A 22,284-nucleotide genomic window follows, 5' to 3' on the forward strand; every position below is an offset into this window, starting at 1 on the left:
TGTTCGCCCGGCGGGTCCGCCGGTGCGAAATCTAGTTCGCCCCAACCCTGGAGCGGGGCCGACGAGCGCGCCGACGGCCGGGCTGCTGCTGCCCGCCATTGCGCGGACGGCTCTGTGTGGACGCAGCGGAACGCCGCTGCTGCTGCGCAGGCGCGGCGACCGCAGGCGGGGCCTGGTACGGAGCCACCTCGCCGACCAGTGCCTGCACCGACTCTGAGTCGGCCGAAACCTGTTGCGGTTCAACGGCGATACCGGCGCGGCGCAGCAGCGTCTGGGTCTCGCGGCGCTGTTCGGGCAGCACGACGGTGACAACGTCACCGGCGCGTCCGGCCCGGGCGGTGCGCCCGGAGCGGTGCAGGTAGGCCTTGTGTTCGGCGGGCGGATCGATGTGCACCACGAGTTCGACGTCGTCGACGTGCACACCGCGCGCAGCGATGTCGGTGGCCACCAGCACCCGCGCCGTCCCGGCGGTGAACGCCGCCAGGTTACGGTCACGCGCCGGCTGAGACAGGTTGCCGTGCAGGTCGACCGACGGAATGCCGGCCTCGGTCAGCTGCTTGGCCAGCTTGCGGGCGTGATGCTTGGTGCGCAGGAACAGGATTCGGCGTCCGGTGCCGGAAGCCAGGGTGTGCACCAATTGCTTCTTGGCTTCCACGCCGGAGACATGGAACACGTGGTGGGTCATCGCGGCCACCGGTGAGGTGTCGGAATCCACCGCGTGGGTGACCTCGTCGCGCAGGAAGCGCTTGACCAGCTTGTCGACGCCGTTGTCCAGTGTCGCCGAGAACAGCAGGCGCTGCCCGCCGCCGGGAGTGGCGGCCAGGATTCGGGTGACCCCGGGCAGGAACCCGAGGTCGGCCATGTGGTCGGCCTCGTCGATCACGGTGATCTCGACGGCGTCGAGGCTGATCAGCTTCTGGCGCATCAAGTCTTCGAGCCGGCCCGGGCAGGCGACGACGATATCGGCGCCGTCGCGCAGCGCCCTGACCTGCTTGCTCTGCGGCACGCCACCGAAGATGGTGGTGACCTTGAGTCCATAGGCCTGTGCCAGCGGGGTCAGCGTCGCGGTGATCTGGGTGGCCAGCTCACGGGTGGGAGCCAGCACCAGGCCGGCGGGACGCGCGGAGCGCCGGGTGACTTCGGCCAGCCTGCTGACCAGCGGGATGGAGAACGCCAGGGTCTTGCCGCTGCCGGTCTTGCCGCGACCCAGTACGTCGCGCCCGGCCAGGGTGTCCGGCAGGGTCGAGACTTGGATCGGGAACGGGGAGGTAATGCCGTTGTCGGAGAGCGCGCGCACCACGGGTGCGGGCACGCCGAGACCGGCAAATGTTGCTTCGGTTGTCATGCTGCCTTTCAGGCAATGGGGAGGTGGCGAGATTGCCGGGGGGCAAAATCGATCGCCGCGAGACTGTGTGCTTGAGAAGCACAATCAGCTGAACTCGGCCCTGCGGCCGGCGAAGTGAAGGTGTTTCACGACGTGCTGGCGAGCGTGTTCCGACGCCAGCGTTGACATCAGCATAGCAGGGCCGGGCCCAAACACCACTGTGATGTCAGCGGTTGACGTCCACCACGATGCGGCCGCGCACCGTGCCGTCCATCAACTCACCGGCCGCGGCGATGGCCTCTCCCAGCGAAATCTCGCGCACGATCGACTCCAGGGCGTCCGCGTCGAGGTCGCGGGCCAGCCGGTCCCAGGCCGCCAGCCGGGGCGGCTTGGGCGCCATCACGCTGTCGATACCCAGCAACGACACCCCGCGCAGGATGAACGGCGCCACCGAGGCCGGAAAGTCCATGCCCTGGGCCAGTCCGCAGGCCGCGACCGCCCCGCCGTAGCGGGTCTGCGCGCACACGTTGGCCAGCGTGTGGCTGCCGACGGTGTCCACCGCACCCGCCCAGCGCTCTTTCTGCAGCGGTTTACCCGGCCCGCTGAGCTCCGCGCGATCGATCACCGTTGTTGCGCCGAGATTCTCCAAATACGCTGTCTCCGTGGCCTTTCCAGTCGCCGCGGCCACGCTGAACCCGGCCTTCGTGAGCAGTGCGATCGCGACGCTGCCCACCCCGCCGGTCGCGCCGGTCACCAGGATCTCGCCCTGCTCCGGGGTGACGCCGGCCTTCAGCAGTGCCTCGACGCACAGGCTCGCGGTGTAGCCGGCGGTACCGATGGCCATGGCCTGGCGGGAGTCGAACGCCGACGGCAACGGGATCAACCAGTCACCGGACAGCCGCGCCTTCTGCGCCAGCCCGCCCCAGTGCGTCTCGCCGACGCCCCAGCCGTTGAGCACCACCCGGTCGCCAGCCGAGAACGCGGCATGGGAGCTGTCGGTGACCACGCCGGCCAGATCGATACCGGGCACCATCGGAAACTTGCGTACCACCGGCGACTTACCGGTGATCGCCAGGCCGTCCTTGAAGTTGAGGGTGGAGAATTCCACGTCGACGGTGACGTCACCGTCAGGCAACTGCGCCTCGTCCAGTTCGGAGACGGTCACCGTCTGCCCGGATTCGCCCTTGTCGATCAAGATTCCCGAGAACACCGTCGTCCCTTCGTCGTGGCCTGGGCCCATTCTCGCAACAGAACCTACTGCGCCTGCCGGGTAGGCGTACTTTCGCACCGAACGGGGAACTCCACGCGGCAAAGACGCGACTGGAGGGGTGAGCCGGGATGGCTGCGTTATGCACCGGTGCAGGACTGGTCGACGTCGTCGTGACCGCGATGACCTCGACGACGGCACTGGCATGCGATGCCGAGGACACTTGGCAGCAGCTGCTCGAAGGCGGCAGCGGCATCCGTCCGCTGGACAAGTGGTTCACCCGGGAATACGACTCGCCGGTGCGCATCGGTGGTCCGCTGCGTGAAGACTTCGACGAGCATCTCAACCGGGTGGAACTGCGCCGGCTGTCCTACCTGGGCAAGATGGCCACCGTCCTGGGGCGGCGGCTGTGGGACGAGGCCGGCGCGCCCGAGGTAGACACCAACCGCCTGACGGTGTCGATCGGCCTGGCGCTGGGCACCACCGAGGAGATCGCCGTGCAGTACGGCGACTGGGAGAAGCGCGGCCTTCGGGCGATGTCCCCGCTGGCCGTGCAGATGTTCATGCCGAACGCACCCGCCGCCGCCGTCGGGCTCGAGCGACAAGCCAAAGCCGGCGTGATCACCCCGGTGATGGGGGACGCCTCCGGCGCCGGGGCGATCGCCGAAGGGTGGCGGCGTCTGGTTCTCGGCGAGGCCGACATCGCCATCTGCGGCGCGGTGGAAACCTGGGTCGAGGCCGTCCCGGTGGCCGCGTTCGCCGGGCTTGGCCTGTTGTCGACCAACAACGACGACCCACCGGGCGCATGCCGGCCGTTCGACCGGCACCGCGACGGCATGGTGCTGGCCGAAGGTGGCGCGCTGATGCTGATCGAAACCGAGGAACACGCCAAGGCGCGAGGCGCCCCGATCATCGCCCGGCTCATGGGAGTCGCGACCAACTCCGATGGCTATGACGACCTGCGCCCCGACCCGTCCGGGGAACGCGCCGCCGATGCGATCGCCCGCGCCGTCGAGCTGGCCGGGCTGCAACCCGGCGACATCGACCACGTCAACGCTCACGCTACCGGCACCGCATTCGGGGATCAGGCTGAGGCACAGGCGATTCGGCGGGCGCTGCCCGGCCACGCCCCCGCGGTGTACGCACCCAAAGCGGCACTCGGACATTCGCTCGGGGCCGCCGGCGCGGTCGAGGCGGTACTGACCGTGCAGGCCCTGCGCGATGGCATCATTCCCGCGACCCGCAACGTCAAGGACCTCGACCCGGACCTCGGCCTCGACGTCGTGGTCGACCGGCCGCGGCCCGGCAGCTACCGGTATGCGGTCAGCAACTCATTCGGCCTCGGCGGTCACAACGCCGCCCTGGTCTTCGGGGCCGGCTGATTACTGCTTGACCAAGGTGAACTGACCGACCTCGGACACTCCGCGGTTGAAGAAGTCCGAGCAGCCGATCAGGTAGCGCATGTAGCGGTCGTAGACCTCCTCGGAGGTCACCGCGATCGCCTCCTCGCGGGCGGCCTCCAGTTTCTGCGACCAGATGTCCAGTGTCCGAACGTAATGCGGGGTCAGATAGTTCAGGCTCTCCACCGAGAACCCGGCCCTGCCGGCGAAATCGGCGACGTCGTCGTCGCACGGCACCGCACCGCCGGGGAAGATCTCCTTGGCGATGAACCGCATGAACTTCAGATCGGTCATCGTGATCGGGATGCCCATCTCGGGCCAGCGCTTGAGTGGATGCCCCATGATCGTCTGCAGCACCATCCGGCCGTCTTCGGGCAGGATCCGGTGACACATCTCGAAGAACGCCGCATACCGGTCCTTCGGGAACGCCTCGAACGCCTCGATGCTGACGATCCGGTCCACCGGCTGGTCGAATTCCTCCCAGCCGCGCAACAGGATCCGCCGTGACCGTGGGGAGTCCATGTCGTCGAGGATCTGCTGACCTAGTGCGCACTGGTTGCGGCTCAGCGTCAGCCCCAGCGCGTCGACGTCGTGACGTTGTACCGCCCGCTTCATCGCCGAACCCCAGCCGCAGCCGATGTCCAGCAGCGTCATTCCCGGCTTCAGGTACAGCTCATCGAGGGCCAGGTCGATCTTCGCGATCTGCGCCTCTTCCAGCGTCATGTCATCGCGTTCGAAGAACGCGCAGCTGTAGGTGCGCGACGGATCCTGGAACAGCCCGAAGAAGTCGTTCGAAATGTCGTAGTGGGCCTGGACGTCTTCGTACGCCGGCCGCAATTGGGTTGAGCCCGACCTGCTCTCCGCCATCAGCGACGGACCTCCTTAATTGACTGCCTTTTCGCAGGTGAACTGGCATACGTCGGTGTAGCCGTTACGGAACAGATCGGCGCACCCGGTCAGGTACCTGTGGAAGCGCTCGTAGATCTCCGCGGAGGTGATGGCGATGGCCTCGTCCTTCGTGTCCTCCAGGTTCGACGCCCAGGTATCGAGCGTGCGGGCGTAATGCGGCTGCAGATGCTGCTCGCGGGTCACGGCATACCCCGCGGTGACCGCGTGCTTGCGCACCATCGACGCCAGGGGCAGACGGCCACCGGGGTAGATCTCGTCCATGATGAACTTGATGAACCGCACCCGGGACATGGTCAGCGGCAGTCCCTTGGCCTTGATCTCCTCGTCCTCGGGAATGATGATCGTGTGTAGCAGCATCACCCCGTCGTCGGGCAGCCAGCTGAACGTCTTCTTGAAGTAGTCGTCGTACTTGTTGAAGCCGAAGTGCTCGAAGGCGCCGATGGATACGATCCGATCCACCTTGCCGTCGAACTCCTCCCACGGCTGCAGGCGAACTTCCTTGTGCCGCAGGCTTTTCGAGTTGGCGAACCAGTGCTCTTCGATGTGGCGGCGCTGGTTTTCCGACAGCGTCAAACCGATCACATTGACGTCGTACTTCTCGACCGCCCGCATGATCGTCGAGCCCCAGCCGCAGCCGATGTCGAGCAGCGTCATGCCGGGCTGCAGGCCCAGCTTGCCCAGCGCCAGGTCGACCTTGGCCAGCTGCGCTTCTTCCAGCGTCATCTCGTCGTGCTCGAAGTAGGCACAGCTGTAGGTCTGGGTGGGGTCTTGCCAGAGCTTGAAGAACTCGTTGGAGATGTCGTAGTGGAACTGGACTTCGTCCTTGTCTGAACCGCGGGTCTGCGAGGCGGATTTCGACAGCCATTGAGACTGAGCGTGGGGGATGGATTGCGACACGGCCGTCCTCAGGGCAGGGGTCATCGGTCGCAGTGTGCGTACCCGCATCCGTGCCGACTCAATCACCCGATACCGTCATCTGATGGCCGACCAAGATCGTGTTCGCTGGGACCACCGGTACGCGGACCGCGAGCCCGGCCCGACCGGGCTGCCGACGGTATTCGCTGAATTCGAGAATGCCTTCCCCGTCACAGGATTCGCTCTTGACCTGGCATGCGGGCAGGGCACGGCGTCGGTGTGGCTGGCGTTGCGCGGCCTCGAGGTACTGGGTGTCGACGTGTCACCGGTCGCCATTGCGCGCGCACGGGAATTGGCTGCCCGCAATGGCGTTGAGGATCGAGCCCGTTTCGAGGTGGTGGACCTCGACCACGGTCTGCCGCCGGGGCCGCCCGCGGACGTCATCCTGTGCCACAAGTTCCGGGACCGCCGGCTGGACACCGCGATCCTCGACCGGTTGGCCCCGGGCGGGCTGCTGGCGATCAGCGCGCTCAGCGAGGTCGGTGCCCGGCCCGGGCCGTTCCGGGTGCCCGCCGGTGAGCTGACACGAGTCTTTGCTGAGCTGGACCTGATCGGCGCGTCGGAGGCCGATGGTGAGGCGTGGCTGATCGGCAAGCGTTAGCGACGAATTCGACTGCACGACCGTTAATTTCACTTCCAGGGTTCCTGGATGGTCGTCGTGCATAATCGTCGTCGGATCGGGACCGTCACTAGGGGAGGAACGCAATGAAGCGAACCCTGATCGTCGCTGCACTGGCCGTGGGGTTCGCCGCACCGGCACACGCCGCCGATCCCAACGTCATCGGCACCTTCGAGTTCAAGGCAGGCGGGGTCAGCTCCACCTGGGTGCTCACCCCCTGCGCCGACGACACCGACCACTGTGTCCACGTCGCCTCCACCGGAATGGCCGGCCAGCAGCCCTTCACCGGTGATGCGTTCTGGTCGGTGGGCTCATGGATCCTGCAGGTCGAGCAGCCTGATGCGATCACCTGCAACGACGGTGCCGCGCACCCCGGCCTGATGACCTATTCATGGGATGCGGCCACCTTCACCGGCTGGGCCGGCATCTACAACTCGGGTGTGTGTGACGGAAAATCGGGCAGCATCGCCGCACCGTTCACCCTGACCCGAACGGCCTAACGCAGCTTGACCATCCGCGTCGTCGAACTCTCGTCGAGTTCGACGATGTCGGAGCGCGAGCGCAAGAAGTCGCTGAACGATTTGAAGCCCAGCGACTTCTCCGAGAACGACGGATCCATTCGCTTCATCTGCGCCTTGACCGTCGAGTTGTGCAGCCACTCCACGTCGTCCTTCTCCAGGCCGATCTGTAGTGCCCGCTCGAGCAGTGCGGTGGCCGCCCCTTGCGGATCGGGGGGTTCGGGCTCTGCCGACCTGGTGCGTTTGGTACGCGGTTTGTCCGGGACGGCCGGTGGCTCGTAGACCGGCACCCCGGGCAGGGCGTCGTAGATGACGAACTCGTCGCACGCCGCGGCCAGCGAGCGGCTCGACGCCCCGGCCACCCCGATGCCCACCACGTAGCGGCCCAACCTCTTGCAGCGCTGCGCCAGCGGAATGTAGTCCGAATCGCCGGCGACGATCACCACGTGGGTCAGGTCGGGCAGCCGGAACATGTCCTCCACGGCGTCGACGGCCAGCCGGATGTCGGCGGCGTTCTTGCCGTAGGCCGCCGCCGGGAACAGCTGCACCAGGTCGACGGCTCGGCCCACCAACTGCTCGCGGTACTCGGAGTTGACCTCGGCCGACCAGTCGGCGTAGGCCCGGGTCAGGACCACCGTCCCGAACGACGACGCGAAATCGAGCACCGCCCCGACGTCCACCCGGGCCAGGGCGAGCTTGGCCGGGTCCAGTCCCTTGGCCTTGTCACGCTGAAAAGAGTTGCGGCCGTTGACTTGGTCGTAACGCGAGATCACGATGTTGTCGAAGTCGAGGTACACCGCGACGCGGGCCGCACCGGGTTCGGTCATGTGCTGAAGTCTTGTCCATGTTGTGACGAACGGCGCGCTATTGCACAGAACGTTTCTGTCGGCTGTCCCGTCTATGCTTGGGGAGCCCTTCGATCGGGGGGCTCTTCGGCGAGAATGGCCGACCCTTTAATGGAGTGATTGGTGTCTTTGAGTCGTCGTGCGCGCGGTGCCTGGCTCGCCGCCGTCTTTGCCGTGCTAGCCGTACTGGGCGGCGTGGTGATCTCGACGACGCCGCACTGCCCGGAGCGCTGCCGTACCGAGGCCGCCGCGCAGGTACCCCTGCCGCCGCCGTCGAAGGATCCGGCCGCCGTCACCGTCACCCCGGCCGACGGCGCCACCGACGTCGACCCGCTGTCCTCGGTCACCGCCGTCGCCCAGTCCGGCATGCTCACCCACGTCAGCCTGGTCAACGACGCCGGTAAGTCGGTGCCCGGGGTGGTGACCCCCGACTTCAAGACCTGGAAGCCGACCGTCCCGCTGGGCTACGGCCGCGGCTACACCCTGACCGTGGACGCTCGGGGACCCGGTGGCGTCCCGTCCTCGGTCACCTCGACATTCCAGACGCTGGTGCCCAGTAACCAGACCCAGGTGTATCTGACGGCCCCCGGTGGCCGGCCGCTCGACGGTGCGACGCTGGGCATCGGCGCCATCGTGGTCGCCCACTTCGACGAGCCGATCGGTGATCGCGCTGCGGCCGAACGGCGGTTGAGCGTCACCACCTCGCCGCCGGTCACCGGCTCGTGGTACTGGGTGGACGATCAGAATGCGCACTGGCGCCCCGAAAAGTATTACGCGCCAGGAACTTCCGTCACAGTCAAGGCCGGTATCTACGGTGCGCCGCTGGGTGACGGCCTCTACGGCCAGCAGGACAGCACAGCGACCTTCACCATCGGCCGGGCGCATGTCTCGGTCGCCGACGACACCACCAAGCAGGTCAGCGTCTACGACAACGGCCAGCTGGTGCGCACCATGCCGACATCGATGGGAATGGGCGGCACCGAGACCATCGACGGCCAGACGCTGTCGTTCTGGACTCCGCCCGGGGTCTACACCGTGATGGACAAGGCCAACCCGGTGATCATGGATTCGTCCACCTACGGCTTGCCGATCAACTCGCGGCTGGGCTATCGCGAGACCATCCCGTACGCCACCCGGATCAGTACTGACGGCATCTATCTGCACCAGCTCAACGCGACGGTGTGGGCGCAGGGCAACACCAACACCTCGCACGGTTGCCTGAACCTCAACAGCGACAACGCCCAGTGGTTCTACGACTTCTCCCAGCCGGGGGACGTGGTGGAGGTTCGCAACACGGGCGGCCCGCCGCTGCAGGTGTGGCAAAACGGTGACTGGACGCTGCCGTGGGCGCAGTGGCTCAAGGGCAGTGCGCTGCGCTAGTGACGAGTATGGCTCGGCTAAGGGATGGGTATTTGCTGCAGGTCAGCGTCGATCCCTGTCTCGTCGCGTCGAAACCGAGGCGGGTTTCCGTCTATGATCGCAGTCGTCAATGGTGACGCCGGCAACATATCGTCGACCAGCTGTGGAGTGAATTTCGGTGAGCGGTCCCGGTCGTGCAAGCACGGCGATCCTGGTAGTGGGCGCATTGCTCCTTGCCGTTCTCGGAAGCGACGTCGCGGGCCTGCCCGGATGCCCGGACGGGTGCAAGACGCCCGCCGCCGCCGCGGCAGCCGTGGCCCCGCCCGAGACCCCGAAACCGCCGCTGCTGGGCGTTGCTCCGGCGAACGGATCGGCTGACCTGAGCCCGCTGAGCCGAGTTTCGGCGCAAGTGGTCGCCGGCAGCCTCACCAATGTGTCTCTCGTCGACGACTACGGCAACACCGTTGCGGGCGCACTCTCGGCGGACGGTTCGTCATGGCAGCCCACCGAACCGTTGAAGTACGGGCGCAACTACACCATGCAGGTCGCCAGCCTCGGCGCCAGCGGCGTGCCACTGGCGCGCACCACCACCTTCGCCACCGCGACACCGGACAACCTGGCCGCGGTCTACCTCGAAACGCCCGGTGGTCTGCCCATCCACGAAGACCAGCGCTACGGCATCGGCACGATCATCTCCGCGCGGTTCGACGAGCCGATCACCGACAAGGCGGCGGCCGAACGTCAACTCGTGGTGACGACCAACCCGCCGATCAAGGGTTCCTGGTACTGGGTCGACGATGCCACCGCACACTGGCGCCCGGAGAAGTACTACAGCCCCGGCACCACGGTGACCGTCGCGGCGAACCTCTTCGGGGTGGCGCTCGGTGACGGCCTCTACGGCCAGAACAACGAGAAGGCCACGCTGACGATCGGCGACGCGCATGTGTCGATCGCTGACGACACCACCAAGACGGTCAACGTCTTCGACAACGGCAAGCTGGTGCGCAGCATGCCGACGTCGATGGGCCGCGGTGGCACGGAAGTGATTGCAGGCAAGACTTTCTCGTTCTGGACACCGCCCGGGGTGTACACCGTGATCGACAAAGCCGACGTGGTGACCATGGACTCTTCGACCTATGGCCTGCCCGTCGCGTCGTCGATGGGGTACAAGCTCAAGATCCCGTTCGCCACCAGGATCAGCACCGATGGCATCTATCTGCACCAACTCAACGAGACGGTGTGGGCGCAGGGCAACACCAATACCTCGCACGGCTGCCTGAACCTCAATAGCGACAACGCCCAGTGGTTCTACAACTTCGCCCAGCCCGGCGATGTGGTCGAAGTGCGCAACACCGGTGGCCCGCGACTGCAGATCTGGCAGAACGGTGACTGGTCGCTGTCGTGGGCCGACTGGCTCAAGGGCAGCGCTCTGACGCCCAAGCCCTGATTCGTCGTTCCGATACCCCCGGTAGGTATAGAATCGGGTGCATGAGTGAACCGACAACGTCGTCTACCTGCAGCAACCCGGACTGTACGTGCAAGAACTGCACGTGCGGAGACAACTGCAGCTGTGGGAAGTCCGACTAGGCAACAGTGATGCCGGTGACCGGCGGCGACGTGATTGCCGTCGCCGCTAGTCGGCTTGGCTCTTCCTGACGCCGCGGCCCGAGCCTCCGGTGGCCGTCTTTCTGGCCGGGGTGCCCGCCGTCTCGGCATCTGAACGCGGGACCGCACGGTGGGCGGACGCCGAACCCGTGCCGCTGAGGTCGGCGGCCGGCGTGGCATGGGTGCGAATGGCGGCCAGTGCGGCGCGGCCGGAGCTCGCGACGCTGCGTTGCGCAGCTGTGGCTGACTGACGTGCTACCGGGTCAGTGGTTGCCGACTGCGCCTGTGCTGCAACTGGAGTGGAGGGCTGGAACAGCGTCGACACACTCTGATAGATCGCATCGAGCGGAGCGCTGATGAGGGTGGTAACGGCTCGCAAGACCGCGGCCCCGATGTCGAAGTGTGGATTACCGCCCACCACATTCGTGTACAGCTCCTTCCAGGCGGCGGTAACGACGGCAGCGGGCAGCGTGATGGGAAGCGTGGCATACGAGAAAGCCGCCGCGGCGACCGCTTTGACGACGTCAGCCAATGCCTGGAGCGATGGCACGGCGGCGGTCTGCAGAGGCTGAGCTGGGGCAGGTGCTGCCGCCGACGGCAGGAATGCTGACAGTTTCGACGAGATCAGCAACGGGGGGCCGACGAGAAAGACACCGGCTCCGACGACCGCGCTGAGCACGAGGTCTGCGCTGTAGTTGCCGCGAATGATATTGAGCACGAGGCTGAATCCGACACCGAGAGCGATGCTGGCCGGCAGCGTGATGGGAAGTGCCGCATACCACAGCGGTGTTGCGGCGATGAGCGCGGCGAGCTCGATGATGTCGTTGATGGTCGGCGTGGCGGCAGCGGCCGCATCAAGTTGGACATCGGCAATGCTGATGGTCGCGATGGCGGCCGCTTCAGGGGCTTTCGGGGGAGTAGCGACCAGCCCCAGCAGGACGACTAGCGCGGCCATTGCCGCGGACAGTCGCGCGACGAGTGCGGTCACAGGGCACCCCCGATCAGCCAGTGAGCGGCACTGGCTACTCCAGCATTGTGCTGGCTCGACGCCGATATTGACGCCCAATGGTCCCGAACAGTTCGAGTGCTGTGTGATTTATGGCGTGTATGCCGCCGGTCGGCCCGTCAGACGGGGTGGACCGCCGCGGCTGAGGCCACCCGTCGGCCTTCGCGAGGGTGCGTGTCAGTACGCCGACACGCCGTCATTGTGGACAGTTGGCGCACGCTCGCGGCGCTGCGAGTGCCGGATCTGTTTTGCTGGAAGTGCCCTACATGTCAATTTGAGGGTCACGATTCGGTGTCGCTGCCCCGTGCATCCCTACCTGTGAACTGGCTTTGAGCTGCGCTGATCGTGGCGTCGTCGGCAAAACTCCTGCTCACATGTGGCGACGCCCGGGCTATCCCCTAATCCCCTAATCGGCATTGCTGGGTTATCCCGGTAGGGGCCCTATGCGGTAGGGGACTGCGCCCCATGTTGGGGGTCCAGGCTTGTCCATAGCGTGGCTATCAGTCACCGGGTGAGGCCGGCGATACAGGTTTCCCGTAGATGAAAGGCATTCCGACATGGACACGCTTCTTCAGTTCATTCTCGATCTGTTCGGAGATGAAAACGCCGCGCAGACGTTTGTCGCGGACCCGAACGCCGCCCTGGCCAGCGCGGGCTTGGCCGACGTCAGCCCGGAGCAACTGCAGTCCGTCGCCGCATCGGCGATCCCGGGCCTGCAGCTTGCCGGAGCCGACCCGGTGGCCGGTCTGGCGCAGGCGGTGTCGAACACCTACGGGTTCGCCCCGGTCGCCGACTCCGCAGTGGTCGGTGATCAGGCCCTGCAGATCGGAGCCGACGCCGGCACCGACTTGGCCGCCGGTATCGGCGAGGGAATCGGAGCCGGACTCGGTACCGCACTCAGCGGTGGCCTGCAGACGGGCCTGGAGACCGGGCTTGGCTTGGGCACCGGTGTCGGTATTGGTGGTGGCGCTGAGGTTGGCGGTGGTTTCCAGGGTGGTATTGGGTCTGAGGTTGGGCTCGGTACCGGACTGGGCACGGGTTTCGGTATTGGTGGTGGCGCTGAGGTTGGCGGTGGTTTCCAGGCTGGTCTGGGTAGCGAGGTTGGTCTCGGTACCGGACTGGGCACGGGTTTCGGTATTGGTGGTGGCGCTGAGGTTGGCGGTGGTTTCCAGGCTGGTCTGGGTAGCGAGGTTGGTCTCGGTACCGGACTGGGCACGGGTTTCGGTGTCGGTGGCGGTGCTGAAATCGGCGCTGGTTTCCAGGCGGGCATTGGGTCTGAGGTTGGGCTCGGTACCGGCTTTGGTACCGGTCTCGGTGTCGGTGGCGGTGCTGAGGTTGGTGGTGGTTTCCAGGGAGGTATTGGGTCTGAGGTTGGGCTCGGTACCGGATTGGGCACGGGTTTGGGTGTCGGTGGCGGTGCTGAAGTTAATGGCGGTTTCAACGCGGGCTTGGGCACGGAGATTGGTGCTGGCGCTGGTGGTGCTGGCGGATTTGGCACGGGCTTGGGTGTCGGTGGTGGCGCTGAGGTTGGCGGTGGTTTCCAGGGTGGCATTGGGTCTGAGGTTGGGCTCGGTACCGGATTGGGCACGGGCTTGGGTGTCGGTGGTGGCGCTGAGGTTGGCGGTGGTTTCCAGGGTGGCATTGGGTCTGAGGTTGGGCTCGGTACCGGATTGGGCACGGGCTTCGGCGTCGGTGGTGGCGCCGAAGTTAATGGCGGTTTCAATGCCGGCTTGGGCACGGAGATTGGTGCTGGCGCTGGTGGTGCTGGCGGATTTGGTACTGGCTTGGGTGTCGGTGGTGGCGCTGAGGTTGGTGGTGGTTTCCAGGGCGGTATTGGGTCTGAGGTTGGTCTCGGTACCGGATTGGGCACGGGCTTCGGTGTCGGTGGCGGTGCTGAGGTCAACGGCGGTTTCAATGCCGGCCTGGGCACGGAGGTTGGTGCTGGCGCTGGTGGTGCTGGCGGATTTGGCACGGGCTTGGGTGTCGGTGGCGGCGCTGAGGTTGGCGGTGGTTTCCAGGGCGGAATCGGGTCTGAGGTTGGGCTCGGTACCGGATTGGGCACGGGCTTCGGTGTCGGTGGCGGTGCCGAAGTCAACGGCGGTTTCAATGCTGGCCTGGGCGCAGGCGTGAACACCGGTATCGGCACCGGCATTGGAGCGGGTGGCAACATCGGCGGTGGCGCTGAACTTGGTGGCGGGATCAACGCCGGTCTCGGCGGCCAGCTCGGCGGTGGAGCGAACATCGGTGGTGGAGCCAACATCGGTGGCGGAGCCGAACTTGCAGCCAACGCCGGCGGCAATGCCGGGGCCAACATCGGCTCGGGTTTCGCAGCCGGCGCGGGCGCGGAAGCTGTTGACCGCAGCCGTTTCTCGGCCAACAGCGGTGTTGACGCAGATCGTCGCGTGACCCTGAACGCCAATTCCGGAACACCGACCGTGAATACCGGGATCGGCACCCAGGACAACTTCAGCAGCAGCGCGAATGCCAGCTTCAGTAGCCCCTTGGGCAGTGCCGGCTTCGCCAACCAAACGGCAGCCGCCGGCGGCGGCGCGATCGGTCTGGGCCCGGCTGGTCTGAGCGCCGCGGGCAACACCGCAGTGACAAGCGCGACCTCGGCAGGCATCGTCAGCCCGCTGGGTGGCGCGGCGCTGAGCACGCAGGCCGCGGCCACCAACACTGCAGCGGCAAGCTTCCTGCACAACGAAGGTGCGGCCCTGGGTGGACAGTCGAGCATCGCGGGCCAGACCAACTTCGGGGCCGGGTTCGGTTCGCAGGCCAATGTCGGCGGCGGATTCGGTTCACAGGCCAACGCCGGTGCCGGATTCGGCGGCCAAGCGGCCACGGGTGCCGGATTCGGTACCCAGGCCAATGCCGGGGGAGCGCTCGGCGCCCACACCAATGTCGGCGCCGCGCTGGGCGGTCACACCAACGCCGAGGTGTCCACGCCGCTGGCTGGCGCGAGCCTGGGTGGCCACACCAACGTGGCGGCCGGTGGCAACGCCGACTTCCTGACGCATGAGGCGACCACCCTCGGCGCCCACAGTGCGGTGCAGGCCGGTGGATCGGCGACGGCAGCGGCCGGCTCGTCGGCGCAGTCCAGCCTGGGTGGAAACGTCAACGCGCACAACAGTGTCGGCGGCAGTGCCGACATCCTGGGTCAGGACAGCGCCGCCCTCGGAGGACACAGCACCGTCACCGGTGGGGCCAGCGCTGGCACGCAGACCCAGCTGGGCTCGACGGGCCAGAGCACGGTCATCAACACCGGCGGTTCTGCGTCGGGCGGTGGCGAGGTTGCCGCCGGCTCGCATGGCGCCTCGGTGATCACCGGCGCCCAGGGTGGCGCGGCGGCCACCGGGTCGGCATCGTCGGGCGGCAGCCACGTGGCCAGCACGGTCGATCAGCACGCCGCCGTTGACTCGTCCACCCACGTGGCGGCTCCGACGATGGATCACTCCGCGCTCGACCAGTCGTCGCACACCGCGGCGGACTACTCGAGCCACTCGCTGTTCGATGCCGGTACCGACCCGTCGGCCTCGCACGCTCAGGCAGCCACCGATCTGTCGTCGCACAACCAGCTCGACCATCACATGGGGTTCTGAGTCAGACCCGCACACTGTCGGTGGGGACCGTATGGTCCCCACCGACTTGTGCGTTCAGGCCCGAAAATGGTTGCGGCTAATGGCGCTGCGCCGAACGGTTCACACCCTATGCGGCACGTCGGTGATCAAGCCGCCGTCCATCACGAACTCCGCGCCGGTGGCGAACGACGACTCGTCGCTGGCCAGGAACACCACGAACGTCGACACCTCGACCGGATCCGCGATCCGGCCCATCGGAGCTGCCACGAGGTCCTCGGGCATGTGCGCGGTCATCGGGGTCCGGACCATGCCCGGATGCAGTGAGTTGACCCGAATGTTGTTGGCCGCCAACTCCAATGCCGCCGACTTGGTCAGACCCCGAATGGCCCACTTGCTGGCCACATAACCGTGATTGCCCGGCGTGCCCCGCATACCCTGGATGGAGGACATGTTGATGATCGACCCGCCGCCGGCCGCGATCATCGGCGTGATCACCGACTTGATGCCCAGCATGGTGCCGGTGAGGTTGACGTCGAGCACGCGTTGCCAACGCTACGGTTCGAGGTTGCGCAGGGTGCGGCGGTAGACGATCCCGGCGTTGTTGACCAACACGTTCAACTGTCCGAAGGCGCTCAGCGCGGTGTCGACGGCCGCTGCCCAGTGGTCTGCGTCGGTGACGTCGAGGTGGACGTAGCGGCAGGCGGCACCGAGTTCGTCGGCGACAGCTCGACCCTCGTCGTCCAGGACGTCGCCGAGCACCACCTGCGCGCCCTCGCTGGCCAACAGCCGGGCATGCGAGGCGCCCATGCCCCGGGCCGCCCCGCTGATGAGTGCGACCTTTCCGGAGACCCGTCCCATGCCCGGCAGGCTACCGGGCGGGGGAGCGCAGATTCGGGGGATCGACCGTGTAAAACCTGCCGCCAGCGGGAACCCCCGACCAGCACCGGACCAATCAGGAGGCGCACATGCTGCACACCGTCGTGCTCGCGGCCAGCGACAATATCCAGGCAGCCGGGTTCATCCTGCGCGGCATCAAAGGCATCTTCGTCGCCATCGGCAGCGTCATTGCGGCCATCGTCTGCGCCGTGATCGCAGGGACCAAGGGGCGTAATCCGTTGGGCTGGGGAATTCTCGGCCTGTTCTTCAGCATCCTGACGCTGATCGTCGTCATCGTCATTCCCAGCAAGAAGTCCTAACTCGCAAAGCCGGCCAGCACGGCCCGCATCCCGATGTCCCACCGCCGGTTGACCGAGTCGGCCGTGGTGCCCAGCCACCGGCCGGCTTCTTGGACCGCCAAACCCTGTGCCAGGGCGAGCAATACGTGTGCGATATCCACCGGATCGCCGACCAGCACGCGGGCGTGCAGGCAGCGCTGCACCTTGCCCACGAAGATCTCCCGAACCGTCGGTGCGGTGCCGACCTCCTCGGGCCTCGGGTCGAGATTCTGGAACGGCCGACTGAACATCACCCGGGCCAGCGGCGGGTAGTCCAGACAGAACTGGCGGAAGACGGGGATGACCGCCTGCAGGTCGGCCATCGGGTCATCGCTGTCCGGCAGCTCGACCAACTGCCGGCCGAGTCTCTGGAACCCCTCGAAGAACACGGCGCGCAGCAGACCCGCCTTGTCGCCGAACAATTCGTACACCGCGGGCACCGACGTTCCGGCACGCTCGGCGACCCGGCGTGTGGTGAACCCCGACATGCCGTCGTCGCAGAGCGTGCGGACCGCGACGTCGAGCACCCGGTCGCGCAGCTCTGGGGTGCGCTGCTTGACCCTCGGCACCTACTAGGACAGCCCGAACTCGGAGTGGATGGTCTCGATGCCGTGCCGCATCGCGTCCAAGGTGTCCTGGCGGGCCCGCAGCTTGCTGGCCAGGTGTGCGCCGGCGTTGAGCGTGGTGAACTCCGTGGCGGCTTCCAGCGCCCGCGGGAGGACCTGTTCGGGCAGCACGATCTCGTCGACCCAGCCACCGGCCTGGGCGGTCTCGCCGAAGAACGCCTTGGCCAGCCCGACAGCCTGTTGGTATGCCGACGGCGTGAGCCGCAGCTTCATGATCTCCAGAGCCGGGTAGGGCAGCACCATCCCGATCGCCACCTCGTTGGCCTGAAAGTTGTAGCTGTGGGCGGCAATTCGATGGTCGACGCTGCACGCGAGGAAGGCACCCATCGCGATCGCATGTCCGGTGATCGCGGCCACCACCGGCTTGGGGAACGACAGCAGACGATGAGAGAGGTTGAAACCGGCCTGCAGCATCGCGATCGAGGCGTTGACGTCGCCGGAGCGGAAGACCTTGAGGTCGAAGCCACCGCTGAACACCCGCTCACTGCCGGCCAGGACCACCGCACCGGCGCCGTCGGCCTCGGCCCGGTCCAGTGCGGTGTTGATCTCCTGCAGCGTGCTCGGGCTGAGCACGTTGACTTTGCCGTCGTCGAGTGTGATCACGGCGATCGCGTCGTCCTTGCGATAGCTCACCGGCCCGCTCATGGGTGCTCCTTCGTCGCAGCGTCAATTCGCGCCGACGTTACGTAACAAAGTTCCGATTGCCAAGGTGTAATCCAGCTCGGCCGTGCCGGTGAAGTTGGATAACCGGCGTCGTAGCCGATGTGGTTGTCCGACCGGACGAAATCCGCGGGGGTATGAGAATCTGACGCATGCGAAATTTCCGGCGGGTGGCCGCAGTCCTCGCGGCGATGTTCAGCGCTATCGTTCTCGGCGCCATCTCGGTGCTCACGTCGGCGGTGACACTCGCCGCGACGACCGCCCTGATCGTGCCCGGTACCGGCACTCCCGACGCCGACGCCGTCACCAACTTCAAGACAAACGTTCAGACCTACTACCTCGGTGGCACCACGTGCACGGCCCCGAGCTGCACTCTCACCGGTATTCCCTATCCGGCCTCGTTGTGGCCGTTGGTCGGCGGCCTTAGCGCCCCCAAATGGGACAAGTCGGTGGCGACTGGCGTCGGTCATCTCAACAGTGCGCTGATCAACACCTTGGGTTCGACCACCGACCCCGTTGTCATCTTCGGCTTCTCGCAGGGCGCGGCCGTGGTGTCCAACGAGATCACCAACCTGCTGACGCTGGACCCGTCGATCAAGAGCCGACTGGAGGTGGTCGTCGCCGGTAATCCGGACCGGCCCAACGGTGGCATCTGGACCCGACTCGGACCCGTCAGCCACATCCCGATTCTCGATGTCGAAACAGGCGACCAGACCCCGACCCAAACAGGCTTCCCGGTCACCGATATCGCCTTCGAGTACGACCCGGTCGGAGATGCCCCGGCATATCCGCTCAACGCGTTGGCGACGATCAACGCGCTGATGGGCCTGGTCTTCATCCACACCACCTATATCGCGCCCAACGGCAAGACCAGTCCGACTGCGCTGCCGGATGGTTACACCGCCGCCGAGCTTGCGGCACAACTGGATCCGCTACAGCATCCGGAGAACTTCAAGTACTACAACGACACGACGTACGTGACGATCCCGACCAAGATCCTGCCGATCATGCAGCCACTGGTGTTGTTCGGCGCAGCGACCGGCACCGGCCGGATCACCACTCCGATTGTCGATCTGCTCTCGCCGGCGCTGCGCGTCCTCATCGACACCGGTTACGACCGCACCACCAATCCTGGTGTTTACGTGCCTTTTCGGTTGATCCCGCGGGTCAACCCGTTCGAGGTCGCCAGTGACTTCGTCAATGCCGTCGGGCAGGGCATCAACCAGGCGATCGAAGACATCAAAACGGGTGCAACGGTTCCCGTCGGTGCGGCCGCGACGCCGTCGGTCACACCGGCGCCCAGTGTCGCCGCCTCGATCCGGTCCGGTTCAGCGGCCGCCGGTCCCCGGCCTGCCTCGGCGCCGAAGAAGCCACTCAGCGCCTCGTCGATCACCAAGAGCGGCTCGGGCGGCGCGGCGGAAACCGCTGCGCCCTCGTCCGGGCACCACGCGGCGGTGGCCCACAGCGCGCGCAACGCCGCGTAGGCGGACTCGGCTTCGGTCAGCCGCCCATGAAGGAACGCCACTGCTCCAGGCTGGACACCCGGTAGACGTAATTGGATCGCTTGACCTCGGACAGTGCGGCGCTGGGTTCGGCCGAATACCAATGGCCGGGGAACACTGTGGGATCGCCGGGCAAGTCTGCCAATTGCTGCAGGCTGCGGAACATCTCGTCGACGTCACCGCCGGGGAAGTCGGTACGTCCGCAGCCGTCCAGGAACAAGGTGTCCCCGGCGACCAGTCGGCCGTCGAGCAGGAAGCACTGGCTGCCCGGGGTGTGGCCCGGGGTGTGCAGCAACTCGATCTCGATGGCGCCGACGGCCACCTTGTCGCGATGCTCGTGAGCGGTGAGCTCGCTCAGCGGGATGCCGGTGGTGCGCGACACCCAGAGCGCCTCGTGGGTGTTGACGTGGATCGGGACGCTGACCCGCTCGAGCAGTTCGGCCAGCCCCTTGAGGGTGAAACCCATCATCGTGCCGCCGACGTGGTCGGGGTGGTGGTGGGTGACCAACACTCCCGACAGATGCATGCCGTCGGCCTCGAGAACGTCGAGCAGGTCGCCGGCGGCGTACGCCGGGTCGACGACGACGGTGTCGCCGGTCTCGCGGTCACCGATCAGATAGGCGAAGTTGCGCATCTGCTGCGCGATCATGTCCCCGGGCGCGAAGTCTCGGCCGGAGAGTAGTTGGCGGAAGTACAGCCGGTCCGTCGATGGCATGACCTCAGCCTATGGCGTTGGGACGGGGCTGCGGCTTTGGCCCCTCGACGAGCGGTTTGGCTGAGCCGAGTTGCAGGCTGTACCCTCTTTAAGGCCCAGCCGGCGCGGTTCGTCCGACGCCGAGGGTCAGGCCCCCTTAGCTCAGTCGGCAGAGCGTTTCCATGGTAAGGAAAAGGTCAACGGTTCGATTCCGTTAGGGGGCTCGGTGGACGCGAGCGGGGCTCCGCCCGCGCCCGTCCGGGGCGGTGTAGCTCAGCTGGTTAGAGCGCACGACTCATAATCGTGAGGTCGGGAGATCGAGCCTCCCCACCGCTACAGGAACGAACTACGAGAGCGTGAAAGAGGGCAACAGCCGTGGCCTCCAGTACTGACGTCCGGCCGAAGATCACTTTGGCCTGCGAGGTGTGCAAGCACCGTAACTACATCACCAAGAAGAACCGCCGCAACGACCCTGATCGGCTGGAGCTGAAGAAGTTCTGCCCGAACTGTGGCGCGCATCAGCCGCACAAAGAGTCGCGCTGATTGCGCCCGGCCGCTGAGGCGGCCGGCGGATGTTACTAGGTAGGTTCTAGCCCGTGGCGTTGTCCCAGACTCTGGTCGGCACGCACTACCGCTATCCCGATCACTATGCGGTGGAGCGCGAGAAGATCCGCGAGTACGCGCGCGCCGTGAAGAACGACGACGCGGCGTTCTTCTCCGAGGAGTCTGCGGCCGAACTCGGCTATGACGCCCTGCCGGCGCCGCTGACCTTCATCAGCGTGTTCAGCTACGTCGCCCAGACGGCCTTCTTCGAGCACGCCAACATCGGAATCTCTGACCGGCAGATCGTTCAGATCGACCAGAAGCTGGAGTTCTTCGCGCCCGTCACCGCGGGCGACAAGCTGTACTGCGACGTCTACCTCGACTCGATCCGGCAGGCGCACGGTACCGACATCATCGTTACCAAGAACATCGTCACCAACCAGGACGGCACGGTGGTCCAGGAGGCCTACACCACCCTGGCGGGGCGAACCGAGGAAAACGGAGAGAGTGGCTTCAACGATGGCACTTCGTGAGTTCAGTTCAGTCAAGGTCGGCGAAGAGCTGCCAGAGCGGGTCATCACCCTCACCCGGGCGGACCTGGTCAACTACGCCGGCGTCTCCGGCGACCTCAACCCGATCCACTGGGACGACGAGATCGCCAAGCAGGTCGGCCTGGACACCGCGATTGCCCACGGCATGCTGACCATGGGCCTCGGTGGCGGCTACATCAGCTCCTGGGTCGGCGACCCGGGTGCGGTCAGCGAGTTCAACGTGCGCTTCACCGCGATCGTGCCGGTCCCCAACGACGGCACCGGCACCGACATCGTCTTCACCGGCAAGGTGAAGTCGGCCGACGCCGAGTCCAAGACCGTGCAGATCGCGCTGACCGCCACCACCGATGGCAAGAAGATCTTCGGCCGGGCAGTGGCCGTCGCGAAGCTGGCGTGACGCATGGCACTCAAGACTGATATCCGCGGCATGGTCTGGGAGTACCCGGACACCTTCACCGTCGGCCGCGAGCAGATCCGCCAGTACGCCAAGTCGATCAAGGCCAGCGACCCGGCCAGCATCGACACCGAGGCGGCCAAGGAACTCGGCTACGACGGGCTCGTGGCCCCGCTGACCTTCATGTCGATCCTGGCGGTCATGATCCAGCGGCACTTCTTCCAGAACGTCGACATCGGCTTCGAGACCATGCAGATCGTGCAGGTGGACCAGCGCTTCAAGTTCCACCGTCCGATCATGGAGGGCGACGAGCTGCGCGGCACCATGCACATCGACTCGGTCGTCGAGCGATTCGGCGCCGACATCGTCACCTCCCGCAACGTGCTGACCGACGAGAAGACCGGTGAAGTGGTGATGGAATCGTTCACCACACTGATGGGGCACGAGGGCGACAACTCGATCTCGGCGGGCTGGGACCCCGAGACGGGGCAGGTCATGCGCAAGCCTGTCCGTCACGACAACGACGCGGATTAACACCTGCTCGTTGTGCCGTTGTACACTCGGACCTCGGGGTTTTCCCATGTAAGCGCGCTGTCCGTCGGTTCGGGTTTGACCGAACGGGGAGCGCGCGAATCATGTGGGGGTCCAAGCAGAGGGGCGTAGCTCAACTGGCAGAGCAGCGGTCTCCAAAACCGCAGGTTGCAGGTTCAAGTCCTGTCGCCCCTGCTCAACTGAATAGGTAATGGTGGACACTGGAGGGTGCACACCGGGCTGGGGGTACTCAGCCCAGACGAACTCGACACGAAGGAGCATGC

At 66.2% G+C, this 22,284-nt stretch carries 21 protein-coding genes, 3 tRNA genes and 2 pseudogenes; 16 read left to right on the forward strand and 10 right to left on the reverse strand.

Annotated features, from left to right (window positions below):
* Nucleotides 1-31: 31 nt before the first annotated feature.
* Entirely contained in the window at nucleotides 32-1,345 is a 1,314-nt protein-coding gene (locus tag G6N35_RS24090) for a DEAD/DEAH box helicase (RefSeq protein ID WP_163806796.1), read from the reverse strand.
* Between the two features lie 205 nt (nucleotides 1,346-1,550).
* Entirely contained in the window at nucleotides 1,551-2,564 is a 1,014-nt protein-coding gene (gene acuI / locus G6N35_RS24095; protein WP_220098525.1) for an acrylyl-CoA reductase (NADPH), read from the reverse strand.
* A gap of 98 nt (nucleotides 2,565-2,662) precedes the next feature.
* On the opposite strand from acuI, the gene G6N35_RS24100 reads away from it, so the two are divergent.
* A complete protein-coding gene (locus G6N35_RS24100) occupies nucleotides 2,663-3,913 on the forward strand; it encodes a KasA/KasB family beta-ketoacyl-ACP synthase (RefSeq protein ID WP_163806798.1) in 1,251 nt (416 codons plus the stop codon).
* Here G6N35_RS24100 and G6N35_RS24105 read toward each other — a convergent pair whose 3' ends face one another.
* Together G6N35_RS24105 and G6N35_RS24110 are read right to left on the reverse strand one after the other, a co-directional pair.
* Nucleotides 3,914-4,798, reverse strand: a complete 885-nt coding sequence (locus G6N35_RS24105; protein ID WP_163806800.1) for a cyclopropane mycolic acid synthase family methyltransferase — start codon at nucleotides 4,796-4,798, stop codon at nucleotides 3,914-3,916. It lies immediately after the preceding gene.
* Between the two features lie 15 nt (nucleotides 4,799-4,813).
* Nucleotides 4,814-5,761: a cyclopropane mycolic acid synthase family methyltransferase gene (locus G6N35_RS24110; RefSeq protein ID WP_163806802.1), complete on the reverse strand. Its 948-nt coding sequence runs from the start codon at nucleotides 5,759-5,761 to the stop codon at nucleotides 4,814-4,816.
* 58 nt (nucleotides 5,762-5,819) lie between these two features.
* Here G6N35_RS24110 and G6N35_RS24115 point away from each other — a divergent pair, with 58 nt between their 5' ends.
* Complete coding sequence (locus G6N35_RS24115; RefSeq protein ID WP_163806803.1) at nucleotides 5,820-6,356, forward strand: SAM-dependent methyltransferase; 537 nt, start codon at nucleotides 5,820-5,822, stop codon at nucleotides 6,354-6,356.
* A 104-nt stretch (nucleotides 6,357-6,460) separates the two neighbouring features.
* Nucleotides 6,461-6,874: a hypothetical protein gene (locus G6N35_RS24120; RefSeq protein WP_163806805.1), complete on the forward strand. Its 414-nt coding sequence runs from the start codon at nucleotides 6,461-6,463 to the stop codon at nucleotides 6,872-6,874.
* On the opposite strand, the gene G6N35_RS24125 is transcribed toward G6N35_RS24120, so the two are convergent.
* Nucleotides 6,871-7,719 carry an NYN domain-containing protein gene (locus G6N35_RS24125; RefSeq protein WP_163806807.1) on the reverse strand — a complete coding sequence of 283 codons (849 nt, stop codon included), beginning with the start codon at nucleotides 7,717-7,719 and terminating at the stop codon, nucleotides 6,871-6,873. The genes G6N35_RS24120 and G6N35_RS24125 overlap by 4 nt on opposite strands.
* Nucleotides 7,720-7,857: 138 nt before the next feature.
* On the opposite strand from G6N35_RS24125, the gene G6N35_RS24130 reads away from it, so the two are divergent.
* Together G6N35_RS24130 and G6N35_RS24135 are read left to right on the forward strand one after the other, a co-directional pair.
* Complete coding sequence (locus G6N35_RS24130) at nucleotides 7,858-9,117, forward strand: L,D-transpeptidase (protein WP_407664580.1); 1,260 nt, start codon at nucleotides 7,858-7,860, stop codon at nucleotides 9,115-9,117.
* A 151-nt stretch (nucleotides 9,118-9,268) separates the two neighbouring features.
* The gene (locus G6N35_RS24135) at nucleotides 9,269-10,543 is read left to right on the forward strand and encodes a L,D-transpeptidase (RefSeq protein ID WP_163807901.1); all 1,275 of its coding nucleotides are present in this window, start codon (nucleotides 9,269-9,271) and stop codon (nucleotides 10,541-10,543) included.
* Nucleotides 10,544-10,729: 186 nt separating this feature from the next.
* Here G6N35_RS24135 and G6N35_RS24140 read toward each other — a convergent pair whose 3' ends face one another.
* Complete coding sequence (locus tag G6N35_RS24140) at nucleotides 10,730-11,689, reverse strand: hypothetical protein (RefSeq protein WP_163806810.1); 960 nt, start codon at nucleotides 11,687-11,689, stop codon at nucleotides 10,730-10,732.
* A gap of 575 nt (nucleotides 11,690-12,264) precedes the next feature.
* On the opposite strand from G6N35_RS24140, the pseudogene G6N35_RS27785 reads away from it, so the two are divergent.
* Nucleotides 12,265-12,354, forward strand: a pseudogene (locus tag G6N35_RS27785) (IniB N-terminal domain-containing protein); the annotation flags it as partial.
* A 1,854-nt stretch (nucleotides 12,355-14,208) separates the two neighbouring features.
* Nucleotides 14,209-15,306, forward strand: coding sequence for a hypothetical protein (locus tag G6N35_RS27450; protein WP_163806815.1), 1,098 nt, complete (start codon nucleotides 14,209-14,211; stop codon nucleotides 15,304-15,306).
* A gap of 99 nt (nucleotides 15,307-15,405) precedes the next feature.
* Here G6N35_RS27450 and G6N35_RS24155 read toward each other — a convergent pair.
* Nucleotides 15,406-16,143, reverse strand: a pseudogene (locus tag G6N35_RS24155) (glucose 1-dehydrogenase).
* A 107-nt stretch (nucleotides 16,144-16,250) separates the two neighbouring features.
* On the opposite strand from G6N35_RS24155, the gene G6N35_RS24160 reads away from it, so the two are divergent.
* Nucleotides 16,251-16,481 (forward strand): deoxyribodipyrimidine photolyase, encoded by a 231-nt coding sequence (locus G6N35_RS24160; RefSeq protein WP_163806818.1) that lies wholly within the window; start codon nucleotides 16,251-16,253, stop codon nucleotides 16,479-16,481.
* Here the strand turns inward: G6N35_RS24160 and G6N35_RS24165 are convergent.
* Both G6N35_RS24165 and G6N35_RS24170 read right to left on the reverse strand, forming a co-directional pair.
* The gene (locus tag G6N35_RS24165) at nucleotides 16,478-17,068 is read right to left on the reverse strand and encodes a TetR/AcrR family transcriptional regulator (RefSeq protein ID WP_163806820.1); all 591 of its coding nucleotides are present in this window, start codon (nucleotides 17,066-17,068) and stop codon (nucleotides 16,478-16,480) included. The genes G6N35_RS24160 and G6N35_RS24165 overlap by 4 nt on opposite strands.
* A 3-nt stretch (nucleotides 17,069-17,071) precedes the next feature.
* On the reverse strand, nucleotides 17,072-17,770 hold the full coding sequence (locus tag G6N35_RS24170; RefSeq protein ID WP_163806821.1) for a crotonase/enoyl-CoA hydratase family protein: 699 nt from the start codon (nucleotides 17,768-17,770) through the stop codon (nucleotides 17,072-17,074).
* Nucleotides 17,771-17,937: 167 nt separating this feature from the next.
* Between G6N35_RS24170 and G6N35_RS24175 the strand changes: the two genes are divergently transcribed.
* Nucleotides 17,938-19,269 (forward strand): PE-PPE domain-containing protein, encoded by a 1,332-nt coding sequence (locus tag G6N35_RS24175; protein WP_163806823.1) that lies wholly within the window; start codon nucleotides 17,938-17,940, stop codon nucleotides 19,267-19,269.
* 16 nt (nucleotides 19,270-19,285) lie between these two features.
* Here G6N35_RS24175 and G6N35_RS24180 read toward each other — a convergent pair whose 3' ends face one another.
* The gene (locus G6N35_RS24180; protein WP_163806825.1) at nucleotides 19,286-20,002 is read right to left on the reverse strand and encodes an MBL fold metallo-hydrolase; all 717 of its coding nucleotides are present in this window, start codon (nucleotides 20,000-20,002) and stop codon (nucleotides 19,286-19,288) included.
* 130 nt (nucleotides 20,003-20,132) lie between these two features.
* On the opposite strand from G6N35_RS24180, the gene G6N35_RS24185 reads away from it, so the two are divergent.
* The 7 genes from G6N35_RS24185 to G6N35_RS24215 all read left to right on the forward strand — a co-directional run bounded on the left by G6N35_RS24185 (nucleotide 20,133) and on the right by G6N35_RS24215 (nucleotide 22,195).
* Nucleotides 20,133-20,205, forward strand: a tRNA-Thr gene (locus G6N35_RS24185).
* Nucleotides 20,206-20,243: 38 nt separating this feature from the next.
* A tRNA-Met gene (locus tag G6N35_RS24190) sits at nucleotides 20,244-20,317 on the forward strand.
* 39 nt (nucleotides 20,318-20,356) lie between these two features.
* A complete protein-coding gene (gene rpmG / locus G6N35_RS24195) occupies nucleotides 20,357-20,524 on the forward strand; it encodes a 50S ribosomal protein L33 (RefSeq protein ID WP_090360058.1) in 168 nt (55 codons plus the stop codon).
* A gap of 53 nt (nucleotides 20,525-20,577) precedes the next feature.
* Nucleotides 20,578-21,057, forward strand: a complete 480-nt coding sequence (gene hadA, locus G6N35_RS24200) for a (3R)-hydroxyacyl-ACP dehydratase subunit HadA (protein ID WP_163806827.1) — start codon at nucleotides 20,578-20,580, stop codon at nucleotides 21,055-21,057.
* Nucleotides 21,044-21,472: a (3R)-hydroxyacyl-ACP dehydratase subunit HadB gene (gene hadB, locus G6N35_RS24205; RefSeq protein WP_163806829.1), complete on the forward strand. Its 429-nt coding sequence runs from the start codon at nucleotides 21,044-21,046 to the stop codon at nucleotides 21,470-21,472. Before hadA ends, hadB begins: the two co-directional genes overlap by 14 nt.
* 3 nt (nucleotides 21,473-21,475) lie before the next feature.
* Entirely contained in the window at nucleotides 21,476-22,003 is a 528-nt protein-coding gene (hadC, locus tag G6N35_RS24210) for a (3R)-hydroxyacyl-ACP dehydratase subunit HadC (protein WP_163806831.1), read from the forward strand.
* 119 nt (nucleotides 22,004-22,122) lie between these two features.
* Nucleotides 22,123-22,195, forward strand: a tRNA-Trp gene (locus tag G6N35_RS24215).
* The last annotated feature ends 89 nt before the right edge of the window (nucleotides 22,196-22,284 follow it).

This window comes from Mycolicibacterium anyangense (assembly GCF_010731855.1).
GTDB lineage: Bacteria > Actinomycetota > Actinomycetes > Mycobacteriales > Mycobacteriaceae > Mycobacterium > Mycobacterium anyangense.